Here is a 16,955-nt window from a genome sequence, read left to right as displayed (position 1 = left end):
TGCGATGGCGCAGGTGCACCCGTCCGGCCGCGGTCCCGCCTGCGCCGTCCCGCGCCGCGCCAAGGCGTCGGTCCGCGCCCTGCTCGCGATGCTGCTCACCGCGCTGGTCGTCGTCGGTGCCGTCCCGTACGTGGCCGGGCCGGGGCGGGCCTACCTCAGCTACCTGGTGCTGGCCGAGCAGGAGGACGCCGCCGGGGCCGCCCGGGCCGGGGCCGAGGCGCGTGCCGCGGGCGGGCAGGTCGTCCAGGAGTACCCGCAGATCGGGGCCGTGCTCGCGTACGCGACCGGTGGCTTCGCCGACAAGGTCCGGGGCCGGCCCGGGGTGGCCGCCGTCGGTGCCACCCGGACCGCACCGGTGCCGGGCCCGCCCCGGCCGCTGGCCGGCGCCGGGGACTTCGGTGCCGGTGCCGGTGCCGGCGACAGCGCGGACCGGGCGGACGTCGATGCGGACGGCGGACGGCCGGGTGGCGGCAGCGCGGACGGCGGGGACGACGCCTCCGTCACCGTGCCGGACCCGGGCGAACACGATGCCTGGAATCTCGCCCTGCTCGGCACGGCCGGCGCCTCGCCCACCCTGCTGCGCGGTCCGGCCGCCGACCCCGGCAGGCCCTCCGCCGACGCGCTGCGCCGGGTGCTGGTCGCGGTGCTCGACTCAGGCGTCGACGACACCCACCCCGACCTGCGCGCCGCGGTCGACCCGAAGAGCTCGGCCTCCTGCGCGGACGGCCGCCCCGACGGGCGGACCGGCGTCTGGCGGCCCGACCCGGGGATCGGCGAGAGCGGCCACGGCACCCACGTCGCCGGGATCGTCGGGGCCGCCCGGGACGGCCGCGGGGTCGCCGGGGTCGCCCCCGGCGTCCGGATCGCGGCGGTCCGGCTGCTCGGCCCGCTCGGCCAGTACTACGCGGAGAACATCGTCTGCGGCATGCTCTGGGCCGCCGACCACGGCGCCAAGGCGATCAACAACAGCTACTTCGCGGACCCGTGGAAGTACAACTGCCCCGAGGACCGGGACCAGGCCGCGCTGATCACCGCCGTGGCCCGGGCCTCCGGGTACGCCCAGCGCCGGGGCGCGGTGGTGGTGGCCTCGGCCGGGAACGACAGCCAGGACCTCGGGGCCGCCAGGACCGACGACCGCAGTCCCAACGACCGCACCTCAGGACCGGCGCAGTCCCGGTACGTCGGCACCGAGTGCGTTCGGCTGCCCGGTGAACTGCCCGGCGTGGTCACGGTCACCGCCGTGAACCGGGACGGCCAGCCGTCCGCCTACTCCAACTACGGGCGTGGAAAGGTCTCGCTGGCCGCCCCGGGGGGAGACCCGGACGGCGGCCCGCAGGGGGCGATCGTCTCCGACTGGCCCGGCGGCCGGTACGCCGCGCTGGCCGGCACCTCGATGGCGGCGGCGCACGTCACCGGCGCGGTCGCGGTGGCCGCGGCGCTGCACCCGGACTGGGGCTCGGACCGGCTCGCCGCGCTGCTGGCCGGCGCCGCGGCGGCCGCCTGTCCGCCCGGCCCGCGGGCCTGCGGCGACCGGCAGTACTACGGCGCGGGGACGCTGGCGCTGCCGCACTGAGCCGCCCCTGCCGGGCGACCGCGAACGCCCGGCAGGGGGGCGGAAAACCCGGTGACAGGTGGGGCACGATCGGCGACGATCGGGGGCATGACCGTCTTCCTGGCCACCGAGCGGCTGGTGCTGCGCCGCTTCACCGGGGCCGACGTGGACCACCTGGTGGAGCTGGACGGCGACCCCGAGGTGATGCGGTACCTCACCGGCGGCCGGGCCACCCCGCGCGAGGTGGTCGAGCGCGAGGTGCTGCCGCGCTTTCTCGACCACTACGAGCGGTACGGCACGCTCGGCTGGTGGGCCGCCGAGGAGCGGGTGGGCGGTGCCTTTCTCGGCTGGTTCGAGTTCCGGCCGACCGGCACGGAGGACCGGGGCGAGGTCGAACTCGGCTATCGGCTGCGCCGGTCGGCCTGGGGGCGGGGCTACGCCACGGAAGGCGCGCGGGCGCTGGTCCGCCGGGGCTTCGAGGAGCTCGGTGTGCGCCGGGTGGTCGCGTACACGATGACGGTCAACAGTGGTTCGCGGCGGGTGATGGCGAAGGCCGGGCTCTCCTGTGTGCGGACCTTCCACGAGGACCACCCCGAGCCGATTCCCGGCAGCGAGCTGGGCGAGGTCGAGTACGCGCTGGAGGCGGCGGGCTGGAGGCCCTGAGGCCGCCTCGGCCGCGGCGCCCCGGCCCGGGTCCGGGATACTGGTGGCCATGAGGCTGACGGAGTTCTGGCGACGGATGTACGCGCACTTCGGTGAGGCGTACGCGGAGTCCTTCGCCTCTGATCATGTGATGAGCGAGCTGGGCGGGCGGACGATCCGGCAGGCGCTGGACGCGGGCTGGGAGGCCAAGGACGTCTGGCGTGTGGTCTGTGACACCCAGGGAGTCTCGTCGCTGCTGCGCTGAGCCGGTGCCCGGTGCTCGGGCGGGCGACGGCGATGGGCCAGACTGTCCGAGTGACAAGCAGTGCAGAACAGCAGAATTCGGACAGGTTGACGCAGGTCGTCGACGAGGCCCCGGGCCCGCAGCCCGCACCGCCGCAGCCCGAGCCGTTGCAGCCCGCGCCGCCGCTGTCCCCGGACGCGGGCGGCGGGCTCTGGGGCACCGGGATGCCGCGCTGGCTGCCCCGGGCGATGGTGCTGGCGCTGGTCCTGGTCGGGCTGTTCCAGCTCGCCGACTGGGCCTTCCACCAGCTGATCGACCTCTTCGTGATGCTGCTGGTCTCCTTCTTCCTCTCGCTGGCGCTGGAGCCGGCCGTGGACCGGATGGCGGCCCGGGGTGTGCGGCGCGGCATCGGCACCTTCCTGGTCTTCGTCGCGGTCGTGGTCGCCGTGGCCGGATTCCTGACCGCGCTAGGGACCCTGCTGGTCGATCAGGTGGCGAAGATCGCCGGGGACCTGCCGCATCTGCTCGACAATCTGATCAACTGGATCAACAAGACCTTCCATCAGGACCTGTCGCTGGACGAGCTGCAGAAGAAGCTGCTCAAGGACTCCGGCGCCATCGAGAGCTACGCCCAGCAGGCCGCCGACAACGTCTGGGGCGTCTCCTCCACCCTGATCGGCGGGCTGTTCCAGGCCTTCACGGTCGGCCTCTTCACCTTCTACTTCACCGCCGAGGGCCCCAGGGTGCGCCGGACGGTCTGCTCGATGCTGCCGCCCGCCAAGCAGGGCGAGGTGCTGCGGGCCTGGGAGATCGCGCTGGCCAAGACCGGCGGCTACCTGTACTCGCGCGCGCTGCTCGCGGTCGCGTCGGCGCTGGCGCACTGGGTGATGTTCGCGCTGCTGGACCTGCCGTACTCGGTCGCGCTGGCGATCTGGGTCGGCGTCATGTCCCAGTTCGTGCCCACCATCGGCACCTATCTGGCCGGTGCGCTGCCGGTGCTGGTCGCGCTCACCGTGGAGCCGGTGGACGCGCTCTGGGTGCTGGCGTTCGTGGTGGTCTACCAGCAGATCGAGAACTACCTGCTGCACCCGAGGATCACCGCGAAGACGGTGGACGTGCACCCGGCCGTGGCGTTCGGCGCGGTGATCGCGGGCGCGGCGCTGCTCGGTGCCGTCGGCGCGCTGATCGCCATTCCGGCGGCGGCCACCCTGCAGGGCTTCGTCGGCACCTATGTGCGCCGGTACGAGGTCGCCACCGACCCGCGGATCGACCGGGGGGAGCAGCGACGCGCCCGGCGGGAGCTGCGCCGGAAGGCGGCGAGCCGGTTGCGGCGGATGGTCGGGGCGGGCGAGCAGCAGAACGGAACCGCAGGTCGGGGGCGGGGCGACGAAGGCGAGGAGGGGTAGCGGGGGGCGGCCGGGCGGCTTGTGCGAACGAATCCCGCTTGAATCGAACAGATGTTCTTTGTACTCTCCGGCGAAGAGTTTTCCACAGGCGGAGCCCGGTCTGGGCCGATTGTCGGTGGGACGCGCTAGCGTCGAGAACGATGAAGCGCACAGCACAGAACCCGAGGGTGGAAGCCATGGCAGGTACGGACCGCGAGAAGGCTCTTGAGACCGCGCTCGCCCAGATCGAGCGGCAGTTCGGCAAGGGCTCGGTGATGCGCCTGGGCGAGAAGGCCAACGAGCCGATCGACGTGATCCCCACCGGGTCCACCGCCCTGGACGTCGCCCTCGGGGTCGGCGGCATCCCGCGCGGCCGGGTGGTCGAGATCTACGGCCCCGAGTCCTCCGGCAAGACCACGCTGACCCTGCACCTGGCGGCCAACGCCCAGCGGGCCGGCGGCACGGTCGCGTTCGTGGACGCGGAGCACGCGCTCGACCCGGAGTACGCGAAGAAGCTCGGCGTGGACACCGACGCCCTGCTGGTCAGCCAGCCGGACACGGGTGAGCAGGCCCTGGAGATCACCGACATGCTGATCCGCTCCGGCGCGATCGACCTGGTGATCATCGACTCCGTCGCGGCGCTCGTCCCGCGTGCGGAGATCGAGGGCGAGATGGGTGACTCGCACGTCGGTCTGCAGGCCCGACTGATGAGCCAGGCGCTGCGCAAGATCGCCGGTGCGCTGAACCAGTCGAACACCACCGCGGTGTTCATCAACCAGCTCCGCGAGAAGATCGGCGTCATGTTCGGCTCGCCGGAGACCACGACCGGTGGCCGGGCGCTGAAGTTCTACGCCTCCGTCCGCCTGGACATCCGCCGGATCGAGACCCTCAAGGACGGCACCGAGGCGGTCGGTAACCGCACGCGCGTCAAGGTCGTCAAGAACAAGGTCGCCGCGCCGTTCAAGCAGGCCGAGTTCGACATCCTCTACGGCGTGGGCATCAGCCGCGAGGGCGGTCTGATCGACATGGGCGTCGAGCACGGCTTCATCCGCAAGTCGGGTGCCTGGTACACCTACGAGGGCGACCAGCTCGGCCAGGGCAAGGAGAACGCCCGTAACTTCCTGCGGGACAACCCCCAGCTCGCCGACGAGATCGAGAAGAAGATCAAGAGCAAGCTCGGTATCGGCCCGAAGACGGAGGAGCCGGCCGAGGGCGAGGCGCCGGCCGCCGCCGAGAGCGGGGCCAAGCCGATCACCGCGACCGTCACCAAGACGGCCGCGGCGAAGAAGACGGCGGCGGCCGCCAAGGCCTGAACCGTTGACACAGCACAACACGGTGACGGGCGACGGCCCGGCGGGCCCGGACGACGACTACGGGCCGCCGGACTGGTTCGCCGCGGTGGCCGAGCCGGAGCCGGACCCAGGGGGGGAACCGGAGCCGGAGCGGGCCTCCCGGCGGGCGCCGTCGCGGCGGGCCGGCCGGGCGCCGGGCCAGGCGGCACGTGGCCCGGAGACGGGCCCTGGGCCGATGGACGCCGTGGGGGGCGGGCTCGGGCTGGTGTCCGCGTCGGACCTGCCCACGGGCCGACGCCGACGCCGTTCGGCGCTGGAGGAGGAGGCAGCCCCCGGTCGCCGGGCCGGGGGAGAGGCGGCCGGTCACGGGGGTGCGGCCGCCTCCTCCTCCGACACCGGGCCGCGCGCGCGTCGGGCCCGCACCCGGGCGGAACGCGATGAGCGCGACGGCCGCGACGAACGTACCGGTCTCGACGATCGTGACGGCCGCGATGACGCCCCGGAGCCCGGGGCGGCCCGGCGGACGAAGCCGGCCAAGCGGTCCGGACAGCCCGGGAGGTCCGGGGCGGAGGAGACGGCCGACCCCGAGGCCCGGGCCCGGGACATCTGCCTGCGGCTGCTCACCGGTGCGGCCAAGACCCGCAAGCAGCTCGCCGACGCCCTGCGCAAGCGGGAGATCCCGGACGAGGTCGCCGACGGGGTGCTGACCCGGCTGGAAGAGGTCGGGCTGATCGACGACGCGGTCTTCGCCCAGGCCTGGGTGGAGTCCCGGCACGCCGTCCGCGGTCTCTCCCGGCGCGCGCTGGCCCAGGAGCTGCGGACCAAGGGGGTGGCCGGCGACCTGGTCGAGCAGGCCGTCGCGCAGCTCGACCAGGACGACGAGGAGGACGCGGCCCGGGCCCTGGTCGAACGCAGACTGCGGGTGACCAGAGGCCTGGAGCGGCAGGCCCGGATGCGCCGACTGGTCGGCATGCTGGCCCGGCGCGGCTACTCCGAGGGGCTTGCCTACCGGGTGGTCCGGGAGGTGCTGGACGAGGAGGAGTCCGGCGAGGACGGCATGGACGGTCCGTCCGGCGAGGAGTGGGAGTGATCACGCCGTTGTGCCGGAGTTGGCCAACTCCCAGGCCAGTATTGACCGTTTCGTAACCCGCGCTTAGCCTCGCACTCAGTGCGGGAGCACCCCGATCACACCTCGGGCAGGCCTGTCCGAGGCCCGGTCGCGGGCGGTTCCGGGCGGCGTGCCGCGCAGGGACGGGGAGTGGGCAGGATGAGGATCGCGGTGAGCACCGGATCGGTAGCCTCCCTGCTGCTGGCGGGCGTCCTGATCGTCGTCGTGGTGTCGGCCTGGCTGATGGTCCGGCGCCTCCAGGCCGTACAGCGGCGCTCCACCGCCGAGACGGAGCGGACCCGGCGCTGGGCCGAGGAACAGGCCGCCCGGCAGCGGGCCGAACTCGACCGCCGGGAAGAGCGGTTGACCGAGGAGCTGGGCCGGCTTCGCGTACAGGAGGGCGAACTCGCCCAGTGGTCCGTCGACTTGGAGCGCGCCCGGAGCGAGGCCATCGAACTGGTGGCACATCGGGCGAGGGCGCTGGAACGGGCGGCCGGGCTGTCGGCCGAGCAGGCCCGGGCCGAACTCGTCCGGGAGGCCGAGACCGAGGCGCGGCGGGAGGCGGCCGTCACCGTCCGGGAGATCGAGCGCGCGGCCAAGGAGGAGGGCGAGCGACTGGCCCGGGGGATCGTCGCCGGGGCGATCCAGCGGCTGGCCGGCGAGCAGACCGCCGAGACGGCGGTGTCGGTGTTCCGGCTGCCGAACGAGGAGATGAAGGGCCGGATCATCGGCCGCGAAGGCCGCAACATCCGGGCCTTCGAATCCGTCACCGGCGTCAATCTGATCGTCGATGACACCCCGGCCTCGGTACAGCTCTCCTGCTTCGACCCCGTCCGCCGGGAGACCGCCAGGCTCACCCTGGAACAGCTGGTCGAGGATGGCCGGATCCATCCGCTGCGGATCGAGCACGTCCACGAGCGCAGCCGTGAGGAGGTGGCGCGGCGTTGTGTGCGGGCCGGTGAGGACGCCCTCCTGGCCGTGCGGATCGACGGCATGCACCCGGAGCTGGTCCGGACCCTCGGCACGCTGCGCTACCGGGCCTCGTACGGCCAGAACGTGCTCGGGCACCTGGTCGAGTCCGCGCACCTGGCCGGGATGATGGCCGCCGAACTCGGGGTGGCCCCGGAGCCGGTGCGGCGCTCGGCGCTGCTGCACGACATCGGCAAGGCCCTGACGCACGAGGTCGAGGGCAGCCATGCGGCGGTCGGGGCGGAGTTCGCCCGTCGGCACGGGGAGTCGGCGGAGGTGGTGCACGCGATCGCGGCGCACCACGGAGAGGTGGAGCCGCGGACGGTGGAGGCGGTGCTGACCCAGGCCGCCGACGCCTGTTCGGGCGGTCGGCCGGGGGCGCGCAAGGAGTCGGCGGAGGTCTATGTGCGCCGGCTGGAGCGGCTGGAGGAGATCGCCCGGGCACACGAGGGGGTGGCCGCGGTGTACGCGATGCAGGCCGGCCGCGAGGTGCGGGTGATGGTGCGGCCGGAGGTGGTGGACGACCTCGGGGCACAGGTGATCGCCCGCGAGGTCGCCAAGCAGGTGGCGGAGGAGCTGACCTACCCGGGACAGATCCGGGTGACGGTGGTCCGGGAGAGCCGGGTCACCGAAGTGGCCCGCTGAGGCCGGACCGGTCGGGTCGGACGCCGGGCCCCGCGGAGGGTGGCCCGGCTACGCGAGTCCGCCCGGGCGCCGGACGGACCGGACGGCACCGTGCGGGGTGGGCTGCGGGGTGGGCTGGGGCGAAGCCTGCGGGGCGGACCGAGGCCCGGGCCCAGGGGCCTGCTCCGGGCCCGGCTCCGGGTCGGGGGCGCCGGGGAGCGGCGCCGGGCCGCCCCGGGCCCGGTCGGCCAGCGCCTGGAGGTCCTCGGCCGCCGCGCCCTGGGTGATCCCGACCAGGTGGCCGTCCGGCCGGATCAGCAGCACGGTGTGCGGGCCCGCGCCCGGGTACTCCTCGGTGACCAGTACCTCGGCCGGCACCGGCAGCGCCGCGGCGACCTCGGCGAGCCGGGGCATCAGCCCGGCGCCCAGCCAGTGTTCGGCGGACCAGACGGCGGTGCCGGGGGCGACGAGCAGCAGCAGGAAGGTCGCGCCGAGCCGGGCGTGCAGCTGGTCGGGGGTGCCGTCGGTGGAGAGCACCGGCAGGTCAGGGACGAGCACGCCGGGCGCGGTGGTGGGCAGCAGCTCGCTGAGTGAGGTCGTCCCGCGCGTGCCGCGCTGCACCGGCACCCGGGCGGGGACACCGGAGGGGGCCGCCGGGTAGGCGGGGGCGCCGCCGAAGCGGCCGGTGCCCAGCTGGCCGTCGGCGAGCAGCGGCGCGTGCTTGCGGAACGATCCGGTGAGCAGCGACCGCCGGGTCTGCTGCCAGCCGCGCAGCGGGCGCAGCATCGGCATGGCCTGGTCGACTGCGCGCAGCCGGGCACCGACCGCGCCGCGCCGCTCGGCCTCGTACCCGTCGAGCAGTGAGCCGCCGGGCTGGGGGCCGCCGGAGTGGAGGTGCCAGGCGAGGGCGAGCCGCCAGGCGAGGTTGTCGGCGTCGCGCAGCCCGTCGGCGAGGTTCTGCATGCCGAGGGCGCCGTGCAGGTGGGCGGCGTCGCCGGCGAGGAAGCAGCGGCCGCTGCGGAAGCGGGCGGCGAGGCGCTGCTGGGCGGTGTGGTCGGCGGCGGCGAGCAGCTCGTACCGGGGCAGTTCGCCGCACCAGCCGGTGAGGGTGGAGGTCACCCGGGTGAGCAGGGTGTCCCCGGTGACGATGCCGGGCCAGGTGGCGTGCGGGTCCACCGGTTCGGTGGCGGCGGGCCGGCCGGGGGGCAGCCGCCAGTCGAGGCGCCAGACGCCGTCCGGCAGCGGGCGGGCGGAGGCCTCGCGGTCGCCGCGCCACGGGGGTTCGCGGTGCAGCCGGGCCTCGTTGAAGGGGAGGTCCACGCGGACGGTGGCGATGGCGTTGCGGTCGACGGCCGGGCGTCCGGGGAAGCGGATCCTCAGCAGCTTGCGGACCGCGGAGCGGGCGCCGTCGCAGCCGACCAGGTGGCTGCCGCGCCACCAGGTCTCGGTGCCGTTCTGCGGGTTGCGGGTGCGGACGCTGACACCGTCGCGGTCCTGTTCGAGTTCGGTCACCCGGTTCAGCGGGACGAGGCGGACCAGCGGGGTGCCGGTCAGGGCGTCGCGCAGGCCGCGCTGGAGGCGGTGCTGCGGCAGGTGCAGGACGGGGGTGCCGGCGAGGTCGATCCGGAGTACCTCCTGGCGGCGGCGCCAGATGGTGAAGGCGTCCCACTGGGCGGCGTCGGAGACGGCCCTCGGGTAACCGATCCGGGTCAGGAAGGCGGCGGTGTCGGCGCCGAGGACGACGCTGCGCGGACCCTCGGGACAGAGCCCCGAACCCTCGTCCAGGACTATCGTCGGCACCTCGTGCCGGGCGAGCGCGAGGGCCAGGGCCAGACCGACCGGTCCGGCCCCGACCACGATCACCGGGTCCATGCCGGGACCTCCGGGCGGGGGCGGGCCGGCGGGGCGGCGTCATACGCGGTGACCCGCCCGTTCGCGGCCGGGCGTCCGGAACCGGCGGGGCGCTCGGGACCCGACACGCACACTCCTCGCTCTGGCGCTCCTGCGTCGTCTGTCGCTCGTCGCTTTCCGCGTCGGCGCGCCCTCTGGCGCAGAGCGAGGATGGTCCCGGATGGTGTCACGAAGAGCAATGCAACAGTTCACCTGCGTGTCCGTCAAGCAGCAGCCGATGTGCGCCGGTTCGCGCCGCGGCGGCCGCGCGCTTCGATCCACCGGGCGAGCGCGGTGAGCAGCAGGCACATCGCGATGTAGATCGGCCCGATCACCAGGACGACGGGGATGTAGGGGAAGCCCGCGGCGTTGATCGGCTGACTGGCGATCGCCTTACCGACGAACAGCAGCTCGTGGTAGGTGATGATGAAGCCGAGCGAGGTGTCCTTCAGGGTGACGACCAGCTGCCCGATCATCGACGGCAGCATCGAGCGCACCGCCTGCGGCACCAGGATGGTGGTCATCACCTGGGTCTTGCGCAGGCCGAGCGCGTACGCGGCCTCGCCCTGGCCGCGCGGGACGGCGTTGACGCCGGTACGGATGATCTCGGCCTGCACGGAGCCGTTGTAGAGGGTGAGCCCGAGGACCAGGGCCCACATCGGCTCCTTGGCGAAGAAGGCGTAGTAGAGCGCGACGATCAGGATCAGCAGCGGCATCGCCCGGAAGAACTGGACGAAGGTGGTGGCCGCCCAGCGCACCGGCCGGTGGTCGGAGAGCCGGCCGGCCGCCAGGAGCGCGCCCAGCGCGAGCGAGAGCACCGCCGCCAGGGCGAAGGCCTCCAGGGTGGCCAGCAGTCCGTCGACGATCCGCTGCTGGACGGTGCTGTACTCGAACGCCTCCCAGAGCTGGGAGTCGAACTGGCCGTTCCCGGCGAGGCTCGCGATCACGTACCAGAGCAGGGCGGCGATGCCGGCCAGCGACAGCGCGCCGAACAGCCGGTACCGGGCGCGGGCCCGGGGGCCGGGGGCGTCGTAGAGGACGCCGGCCGTGGCGGAGCGGGTGAAGAGGGAGCTCATCGGGCCACCGCCAGTCGGTCTTCCAGGAAGCGGAACAGCAGGGCGACGGTGGCGCTGATCACCAAATAGGCGCAGGCCACCCAGAAGAAGATCGCGAAGATCGAGTAGCCGCGCTCGGAGAGCGTCTGCTGCACGCTGTACAGCTCGCTCACGCTGAACGCGCCGGCGATCGCGGAGTTTCTCGGCAGGGCGATGAAGACGCTGCTCATCGGCGCCAGTACGGTCCGGGCGGCCTGCGGCAGGACGATCAGGGTGAGGGTCTGGCCGAAGGTCATGCCGAGGCTGCGGGCGGCCTCCGCCTGGCCGAGCGGCACGGTGTTGATGCCCGAGCGCAGCACCTCGCAGACGAAGGACGCGGTGTAGCCGCCCAGTGCCAGCACCGCGAAGGTGAGGTGGCTGAAGTGCACGCCGAGCGGTGGAAGCCCGAACTCGACGGCGAAGAACAGCAGGGTCAGCGGGGTGTTGCGGAAGAGCGTCACCCAGGCGGTGCCGAAGCCGCGCAGCGCCGGGACGGGGGAGACCCGGAAGGCCGCCAGCAGGGTGCCCAGCAGCAGGGCGAGCAGGGCGCTGAGCGCGCTCAGCTCGATCGTCTGCAGGAAACCGTCGCGGAACAGCGCGAAGTTGTCGTCCTCGAACAGTATGCCCATGTGGCGGCCCTCCTCTCAGGAGCGGTCAGGAACGGTCGGAAGCGACGGAGGGATCAGTACCGCTCCAGGGCCGGCGGCTGCGGGGCGGCCGAGCCGGAGAGGCCGAGGGTGGCGTCGTACGCCTTCTTCCAGTCGCCGTTGTCCTGGTGGGCCTTGAGGGCGTCGCTGATGGCCGCGCGCAGCACCGCGTCGTCCTTGTTCAGGCCGACGCCGTAGTTCTCCTTGGTGAACGGCTGGCCGACCACCTTGAGCTTGGGCGCGTACTTGGAGGCGTAGCCCTTGAGGATGGCGTCGTCGGTGGTGACGGCGTCGACCTCGCCGGACAGCAGCTTCTCCACGCAGGCGGAGTAGGTGTCGAACTGGGTGATCTTCGCGTTGTACGGCTGGATGTTCTTGATCGAGGTGGAGCCGGTGGCCGTGCAGACGTTCTTGCCGTTGACCGAGTCCGGGCCGGTGATGGCGGTGTTGTCCGCCTTCACCAGCAGGTCCTGCCCGGCGATGTAGTACGGGCCGGCGAAGGAGACCAGCTTCTTGCGCTCGTCGTTGATGCTGTAGGTGCCGACGTAGAAGTCGATCTGGTTCTTGGCGATGGCCGGCTCGCGCTGCGAGGAGACCAGCGTCTGCCACTTGATCTGCTGCGGGGTGAAGCCGAGGTCGGCGGCGACCATCTTGGCGATCTCGATGTCGAAGCCGCTGCGGTCACCGCTGGCGATGTCCTCGAAGCCGAGGAACGGCTGGTCGGACTTGGCGCCGATGATCAGCTGGCCGCGCTTCTTGGCCTCGGCGAAGACCGGCGAGCCGTCCAGCTTGGCGTCGGTCTTGACGGTGTAGGTGGGCAGCTTCGGGGCGTTGCTCGCGGTCGCGGCGGCGTCGCCGGGCGAGCCGTCCTTGCCGCAGGCGGTGGCGGTGAGCGCGATGGCACAGAGCGCGACGGCGAAGGTGCGACGAGTCCTCATGAGGGTGGATCTCCTCGGGCTGGGCCACGGTTCTACCGGGCGCTGGCGTCTGGACGGTGCATGCGACGGCGCGGACGGGCGGCGCGCTTGCCGCCGCTGACCGCGCGTCAACTCGGAGCGGTCATCGGAACGGTCAGTGGTGCAGGATCTTCGAGAGGAAGTCCTTGGCGCGTTCGCTGCGGGGTGCGGTGAAGAAGGCCTCGGGGGTGTTCTGCTCGACGATCCGGCCGTCCGCCATGAAGAGCACGCGGTTGGCGGCGGACCGGGCGAAGCCCATCTCGTGGGTGACGACGACCATCGTCATGCCGTCCGCGGCCAGTTGGCGCATGACCTCCAGCACCTCGTTGATCATCTCCGGGTCGAGCGCCGAGGTGGGCTCGTCGAAGAGCATCACCTTGGGGTTCATCGCCAGCGCCCGGGCGATCGCCACGCGTTGCTGCTGGCCGCCGGAGAGCTGGGCCGGGTACTTGTCCGCCTGCGCGCCGACGCCGACCCGCTCCAGCAGGTCCCGGGCGGTCCGCACCGCCTGTTCGCGGGCGATCCCGCGGACCTTGACCTGGCCGAGCACCACGTTCTCCAGCACGGTCTTGTGCGCGAACAGGTTGAAGCTCTGGAAGACCATGCCGACCTCGGCCCGGAGCCTGGCCAGCTCCCGGCCCTCGGCGGGCAGCGGGCGGCCGTCGATGGTGATCGTGCCGGAGTCGATCGTCTCCAGCCGGTTGATCGTCCGGCAGAGGGTCGACTTGCCCGAGCCGGAGGGTCCGATCAGGACCACCACCTCGCCCTCGGTGATCTCCAGGTCGATGTCCTGGAGCACGTGCAGGGCGCCGAAGTGCTTGTTCACCCCGCTCAGCACCACCAGCGGAGCGGGCGTGGCGCTGGCGTCCTCGGTGGGGCCCTCGGTCATCGCGCCTGCTCCCTCGTGTCGGCCCGGAGAGCTGAACTCCCTTGGGCGGCAGTGGTGGTACGAAATCCGGGGGCCGCAGCCGGCGGAGCCGCGGCCCCCGGTGGGGTGACCATAGGAGCCCTGACGATGTCACGTCAGCCGATCTGAGCGGAACTTGAGGATCACGATCCGGCCACACGCCGGGCGGGCACTGTTCACGCGCGTCCGGTACGGGCACGGTGACAGCGGGCACCCGCCCCGCCGCGCGCCGTCCCGCGCGGTTCCGGACCGTGGCCGAGCCTGGCGCCGGACGGCCCGCTGGCCCATACTGCGCAGAACCGGGACCTGCCCGGTGGGGCCCGTGAACACCGCACGACACCCCTGGGAACACCGCACGACACCCCTGGAAACGTCGGAGGAAGGAGGAACGATGCGACTGCTGCTCGTAGAGGACGACGAACGCGTGGCCGCCGCGCTGGTCGCGGTCCTGGGCCGGCACGGCTTCCAGGTCAGGCACGCCCGCAGCGGGCACGAGGCGCTCGACGCGCTGGTGCCGGACGGCCACGACCCGTACCGGGTGGTCCTGCTCGACCTCGGGCTGCCCGACCGCGACGGCTTCGAGGTGTGCAGCCGGATCCGGGCCGGCAGCGGCGTGCCGGTGATCATGGTGACCGCGCGAGCCGACATCCGCTCCCGGATCCACGGGCTCAACCTCGGCGCCGACGACTACGTCACCAAGCCGTACGACATGGGCGAACTGCTCGCCCGCATCCACGCCGTGGCCCGGCGCGGCGCCGCGCCCACCGCCGCCGCGGCCCCCGCGCCCGACACGGTGCCGCAGCAGCGCGGGCCGCTGGAGTCCCGCGGCATCCGGATCGACCGCGAGCGCCGCCGGGTCAGCGTGGACGGCCGCGACGTGCCGCTCACCCGCAAGGAGTTCGACCTGCTGGCGCTGCTCGCCCAGAGCCCCGGCGTGGTCTACCGGCGCGAGCAGATCTTCAGCGAGGTCTGGCGCAGCGGCTGGGAGGGCAACGGCCGCACCCTGGAGGTGCACATCGGCTCGCTGCGCACCAAGCTCGCCCTGCCCGGCCTGGTCGAGGCCGTCCGGGGCGTCGGCTACCGGCTGATCGCCGAGTCCCCGGCCTCCGCCGGGCAGCCGCCCCCGGCCCGCGCGGAGCGCTGACCGCACGTGCGCAACCGCCTGCTCGGCATCCTGCTCGCGCTGATGCTCTGCGTGCTGGCCGCCCTCGGGCTGCCGCTGGCCGCGGCGTTCGCCGCCGCCGAGCAGAGCCGGGTGCTGGTCGACCGGATCGACGACGCCGCCCGGTTCGCCCAGGACCTGCCCACCGCGGGCCCCTCGGCCCCGGAGACGGCCGTCAAGGGCGAGCCCGGGCCGGCGCCGGGCGAGCTCGGCCGGCGGCACGCGCTGGACGCCGAGGTGGCCCGCTACCACGAGCTGTACGGGGTGAGGCTGGGCATCTTCCAGCGTGACGGCGTCCCCATCGCCGCCGCCCCGGCGGACTGGCGGGTGCCCGCCGGCGGCTGGGGCGAGCAGGCCTTCCAGGAGGCGCTGGACGGGCGGCGCAGCCACAACCCGCGGCAGGTCTGGCCGTGGACCACCGACGGGACGCTGACCATCGCCGCCCCGGTGGTCCGGGACGGCGACGTGGTGGCGGTGGTGCTCAGCGAGTCCCCGACCGGCCCGATGCGCGCCCGGGTGCTGCACAGCTGGCTGGTGATCGGGGCCGGCGAGGCGGCCGCGATGATCGTCGCGGTGCTGCTGGCCGTACGCCTCACCGAGTGGGTGCTGCGCCCCGTCCGCACCCTCGACCGGGCCACCCACTCCATCGCCACCGGCCGGATGGCCGCCCGGGTGGCACCCGGCGGCGGACCGCCCGAGCTCCAGCGTCTCGCCCGGTCGTTCAACGAGATGGCCGACCATGTGGTGCTCGCCCTGGACCAGCAGAAGGCCTTCGTCGCGGACGCCTCGCACCAGCTGCGCAACCCGTTGGCGGCGCTGATGCTGCGGGTCGAGCTGCTGGGCATGGAGCTGCCCGAGGGACACGAGGAGGAGCTCGGCGGGGTCCGGGAGGAGGGCACCCGGCTCGCCCGGGTGCTGGACGACCTGCTCGGGCTGGCCACCGCCGAGCACGCCCGCCCCGAGCCCGAGCCGACCGATCTGGCCGCGCTCACCCTGGCCCGGGTGGACGCCTGGCGGCCGGTGGCGGTGCGGCGCGGGATCGAACTCGGCTGGGAGGGGCCGGCGCTGGCACTCGGCATGGCCGACCCGATCGGCTTCGGCAGCGCGCTGGACGCGGTGCTGGACAACGCGCTGAAGTTCGGGCCGGCCGGCAGCCGGGTGCGGCTGCTGGTCGCGGTGCAGCGCAAGGAGATCGCGGTGACCGTCTCGGACAACGGGCCCGGCCTCACCGAGGAGGAGCTGTCCCGGGCCGGCGACCGGTTCTGGCGCAGTGCGCGCCATCAGAACGTGGACGGCTCCGGCCTCGGCCTCTCCATCGCCCGCACCCTGCTGCAGGCCGGCGGCGGCTCGCTCACCTTCGCCCCGGTGAAGCCGACCGGCCTCGCGGTGACCCTGGCGGTGCCGCGGCCGGAGAAGGGCCGGGCGTAGCACCCCTGTCCCGCGGTTTCCCGGGCCTCAGGGCTTCAGGGCTTCACCGAGCGGTAGTAGCGCATCGCGCCCTCGTGCAGCGGGAGCGGGTCGGTGTAGACGGCGGTGCGCAGATCGACCAGCTGGGCGGCGTGGACCTTGGCGCCGATCTGGTCCCGGCTGTCTATCACCGCCCTGGTCATGCCCTGGACCAGATCGGTGTCCACATCGTCCCGGGTGATCAGCAGGTTGGGCACGGCCACGGTGGCGACGGCGTCCGCCGGTTCGGCGCCGGGGTAGGTGCCCTTGGGGATGGTGGCGGCCCGGTAGGCGTCGGTGCCGCCGCCCGGGACCTGGTGGACGGCCTCGGCGAGGTCGCCGAGCGGCACGATCCTGATCGGTGTGTGCTCCGAGAGATCGGTGAGCGCGCTGGTCGGCAGGCCGCCGGACCAGAAGAAGGCGTCCAGCCGGCCCGCCCGCAGCTCGTCGACCGCGTCGCCGATGCCCAGCATGGCGGGCTTGATGTCGTGGTCCGGGTCGAGCCCGGCCGAGGAGAGCAGCCGCCTGGTCACCAGGTTCACCCCGGACAGCGACTGGCCGACGCCGACCCGCAGGCCCTTCAGGTCGGCGGCCCGGTGCACCGGCGAGGAGGCCGGCACGATCAGCTGGAAATAGTCGTCGTAGAGCCGGGCGATGGCCCGCAGCCGCTCCTTGCCGGGGCCGGAGTACTGGGCGACGGCGTCGGCGGTGGCGATGGCGAAGTCGTCCTGGCCACCGGTCACCCGGGCGAGGTTGTCGAGCGAGCCCTGCGAGTTGTCCAGCCGCAGCCGTACCCCCGGCATCGCCTTGGCGATGTGCGTCTGCAACAGCTGCCCGTACCGGTCGTACACGCCGCGCTGCACCCCGGTGGCGAAGCCCGTCTCGCCGCGCGGATAGGAGGGCGAGCGGCCGGTCGAGAGCCACCAGCCGCCGAGCCCCGCGGCCACCAGCACCAGGACCAGCACGGTCCGCCAGAGCGGGCTGTGCGCCGCCGCGCGGACGGCGGTGCCGAGTCGGTGCGGAGAGCTGGGGGCCAT

At 73.5% G+C, this 16,955-nt stretch carries 15 protein-coding genes; 9 read left to right on the top strand and 6 right to left on the bottom strand.

Going from position 1 to position 16,955, the window contains the following annotated elements:
* Window positions 1-4 precede the first annotated feature (4 nt).
* The 7 genes from ACIP82_RS28620 to rny all read left to right on the top strand — a co-directional run bounded on the left by ACIP82_RS28620 (window position 5) and on the right by rny (window position 7,837).
* Window positions 5-1,573, top strand: a complete 1,569-nt coding sequence (locus tag ACIP82_RS28620) for a S8 family serine peptidase (RefSeq protein WP_400657423.1) — start codon at window positions 5-7, stop codon at window positions 1,571-1,573.
* 87 nt (window positions 1,574-1,660) lie between these two features.
* Window positions 1,661-2,215: a GNAT family N-acetyltransferase gene (locus ACIP82_RS28615; protein WP_400657421.1), complete on the top strand. Its 555-nt coding sequence runs from the start codon at window positions 1,661-1,663 to the stop codon at window positions 2,213-2,215.
* A 49-nt stretch (window positions 2,216-2,264) separates the two neighbouring features.
* On the top strand, window positions 2,265-2,459 hold the full coding sequence (locus ACIP82_RS28610) for a DUF3046 domain-containing protein (protein WP_363609603.1): 195 nt from the start codon (window positions 2,265-2,267) through the stop codon (window positions 2,457-2,459).
* A 50-nt stretch (window positions 2,460-2,509) separates the two neighbouring features.
* The gene (locus ACIP82_RS28605) at window positions 2,510-3,844 is read left to right on the top strand and encodes an AI-2E family transporter (protein WP_400657418.1); all 1,335 of its coding nucleotides are present in this window, start codon (window positions 2,510-2,512) and stop codon (window positions 3,842-3,844) included.
* 176 nt (window positions 3,845-4,020) lie between these two features.
* Complete coding sequence (recA, locus tag ACIP82_RS28600) at window positions 4,021-5,136, top strand: recombinase RecA (protein WP_363609600.1); 1,116 nt, start codon at window positions 4,021-4,023, stop codon at window positions 5,134-5,136.
* A 4-nt stretch (window positions 5,137-5,140) separates the two neighbouring features.
* On the top strand, window positions 5,141-6,205 hold the full coding sequence (recX, locus tag ACIP82_RS28595; RefSeq protein WP_400657415.1) for a recombination regulator RecX: 1,065 nt from the start codon (window positions 5,141-5,143) through the stop codon (window positions 6,203-6,205).
* A 177-nt stretch (window positions 6,206-6,382) separates the two neighbouring features.
* Window positions 6,383-7,837, top strand: coding sequence for a ribonuclease Y (rny, locus tag ACIP82_RS28590; protein ID WP_400657413.1), 1,455 nt, complete (start codon window positions 6,383-6,385; stop codon window positions 7,835-7,837).
* 48 nt (window positions 7,838-7,885) lie between these two features.
* Here the strand turns inward: rny and ACIP82_RS28585 are convergent, their stop codons facing one another.
* The 5 genes from ACIP82_RS28585 to ACIP82_RS28565 all read right to left on the bottom strand — a co-directional run bounded on the left by ACIP82_RS28585 (window position 7,886) and on the right by ACIP82_RS28565 (window position 13,292).
* A complete protein-coding gene (locus ACIP82_RS28585) occupies window positions 7,886-9,688 on the bottom strand; it encodes an FAD-dependent monooxygenase (protein WP_363609596.1) in 1,803 nt (600 codons plus the stop codon).
* Between the two features lie 242 nt (window positions 9,689-9,930).
* Window positions 9,931-10,782, bottom strand: coding sequence for an amino acid ABC transporter permease (locus ACIP82_RS28580; protein ID WP_363609594.1), 852 nt, complete (start codon window positions 10,780-10,782; stop codon window positions 9,931-9,933).
* Complete coding sequence (locus ACIP82_RS28575) at window positions 10,779-11,429, bottom strand: amino acid ABC transporter permease (RefSeq protein ID WP_363609592.1); 651 nt, start codon at window positions 11,427-11,429, stop codon at window positions 10,779-10,781. Before ACIP82_RS28575 ends, ACIP82_RS28580 begins: the two co-directional genes overlap by 4 nt.
* 53 nt (window positions 11,430-11,482) lie before the next feature.
* The gene (locus tag ACIP82_RS28570) at window positions 11,483-12,385 is read right to left on the bottom strand and encodes a glutamate ABC transporter substrate-binding protein (RefSeq protein WP_363609590.1); all 903 of its coding nucleotides are present in this window, start codon (window positions 12,383-12,385) and stop codon (window positions 11,483-11,485) included.
* Window positions 12,386-12,518: 133 nt separating this feature from the next.
* On the bottom strand, window positions 12,519-13,292 hold the full coding sequence (locus ACIP82_RS28565; RefSeq protein ID WP_363609588.1) for an amino acid ABC transporter ATP-binding protein: 774 nt from the start codon (window positions 13,290-13,292) through the stop codon (window positions 12,519-12,521).
* A gap of 409 nt (window positions 13,293-13,701) precedes the next feature.
* On the opposite strand from ACIP82_RS28565, the gene ACIP82_RS28560 reads away from it, so the two are divergent.
* A complete protein-coding gene (locus tag ACIP82_RS28560) occupies window positions 13,702-14,454 on the top strand; it encodes a response regulator transcription factor (protein ID WP_363609586.1) in 753 nt (250 codons plus the stop codon).
* Window positions 14,455-14,460: 6 nt separating this feature from the next.
* Complete coding sequence (locus ACIP82_RS28555; protein WP_363609584.1) at window positions 14,461-15,900, top strand: HAMP domain-containing sensor histidine kinase; 1,440 nt, start codon at window positions 14,461-14,463, stop codon at window positions 15,898-15,900.
* 35 nt (window positions 15,901-15,935) lie between these two features.
* Here the strand turns inward: ACIP82_RS28555 and ACIP82_RS28550 are convergent, their stop codons facing one another.
* A complete protein-coding gene (locus tag ACIP82_RS28550) occupies window positions 15,936-16,955 on the bottom strand; it encodes a TAXI family TRAP transporter solute-binding subunit (RefSeq protein ID WP_363609582.1) in 1,020 nt (339 codons plus the stop codon).

It is taken from the genome of Kitasatospora sp. NPDC088548, from assembly GCF_044753005.1.
Taxonomy (GTDB): domain Bacteria; phylum Actinomycetota; class Actinomycetes; order Streptomycetales; family Streptomycetaceae; genus Kitasatospora.
Note: the sequence above shows the minus strand (reverse complement) of the source record. Positions and strands in the feature narration are given on the sequence as shown.

Excerpts from the sequence above, each read along its gene's own strand:
- ACIP82_RS28620 (WP_400657423.1), top strand. The coding sequence starts at position 5 with ATGGCGCAGGTGCACCCGTCCGGCCGCGGTCCCGCCTGCGCCGTCCCG.
- ACIP82_RS28615 (WP_400657421.1), top strand. The coding sequence starts at position 1,661 with ATGACCGTCTTCCTGGCCACCGAGCGGCTGGTGCTGCGCCGCTTCACC.
- ACIP82_RS28610 (WP_363609603.1), top strand. The coding sequence starts at position 2,265 with ATGAGGCTGACGGAGTTCTGGCGACGGATGTACGCGCACTTCGGTGAG.
- recA (WP_363609600.1), top strand. The coding sequence starts at position 4,021 with ATGGCAGGTACGGACCGCGAGAAGGCTCTTGAGACCGCGCTCGCCCAG.
- rny (WP_400657413.1), top strand. The coding sequence starts at position 6,383 with ATGAGGATCGCGGTGAGCACCGGATCGGTAGCCTCCCTGCTGCTGGCG.
- ACIP82_RS28585 (WP_363609596.1), bottom strand. The coding sequence starts at position 9,688 with ATGGACCCGGTGATCGTGGTCGGGGCCGGACCGGTCGGTCTGGCCCTG.
- ACIP82_RS28580 (WP_363609594.1), bottom strand. The coding sequence starts at position 10,782 with ATGAGCTCCCTCTTCACCCGCTCCGCCACGGCCGGCGTCCTCTACGAC.
- ACIP82_RS28575 (WP_363609592.1), bottom strand. The coding sequence starts at position 11,429 with ATGGGCATACTGTTCGAGGACGACAACTTCGCGCTGTTCCGCGACGGT.
- ACIP82_RS28570 (WP_363609590.1), bottom strand. The coding sequence starts at position 12,385 with ATGAGGACTCGTCGCACCTTCGCCGTCGCGCTCTGTGCCATCGCGCTC.
- ACIP82_RS28565 (WP_363609588.1), bottom strand. The coding sequence starts at position 13,292 with ATGACCGAGGGCCCCACCGAGGACGCCAGCGCCACGCCCGCTCCGCTG.
- ACIP82_RS28560 (WP_363609586.1), top strand. The coding sequence starts at position 13,702 with ATGCGACTGCTGCTCGTAGAGGACGACGAACGCGTGGCCGCCGCGCTG.
- ACIP82_RS28550 (WP_363609582.1), bottom strand. The coding sequence starts at position 16,955 with ATGGCCCCCAGCTCTCCGCACCGACTCGGCACCGCCGTCCGCGCGGCG.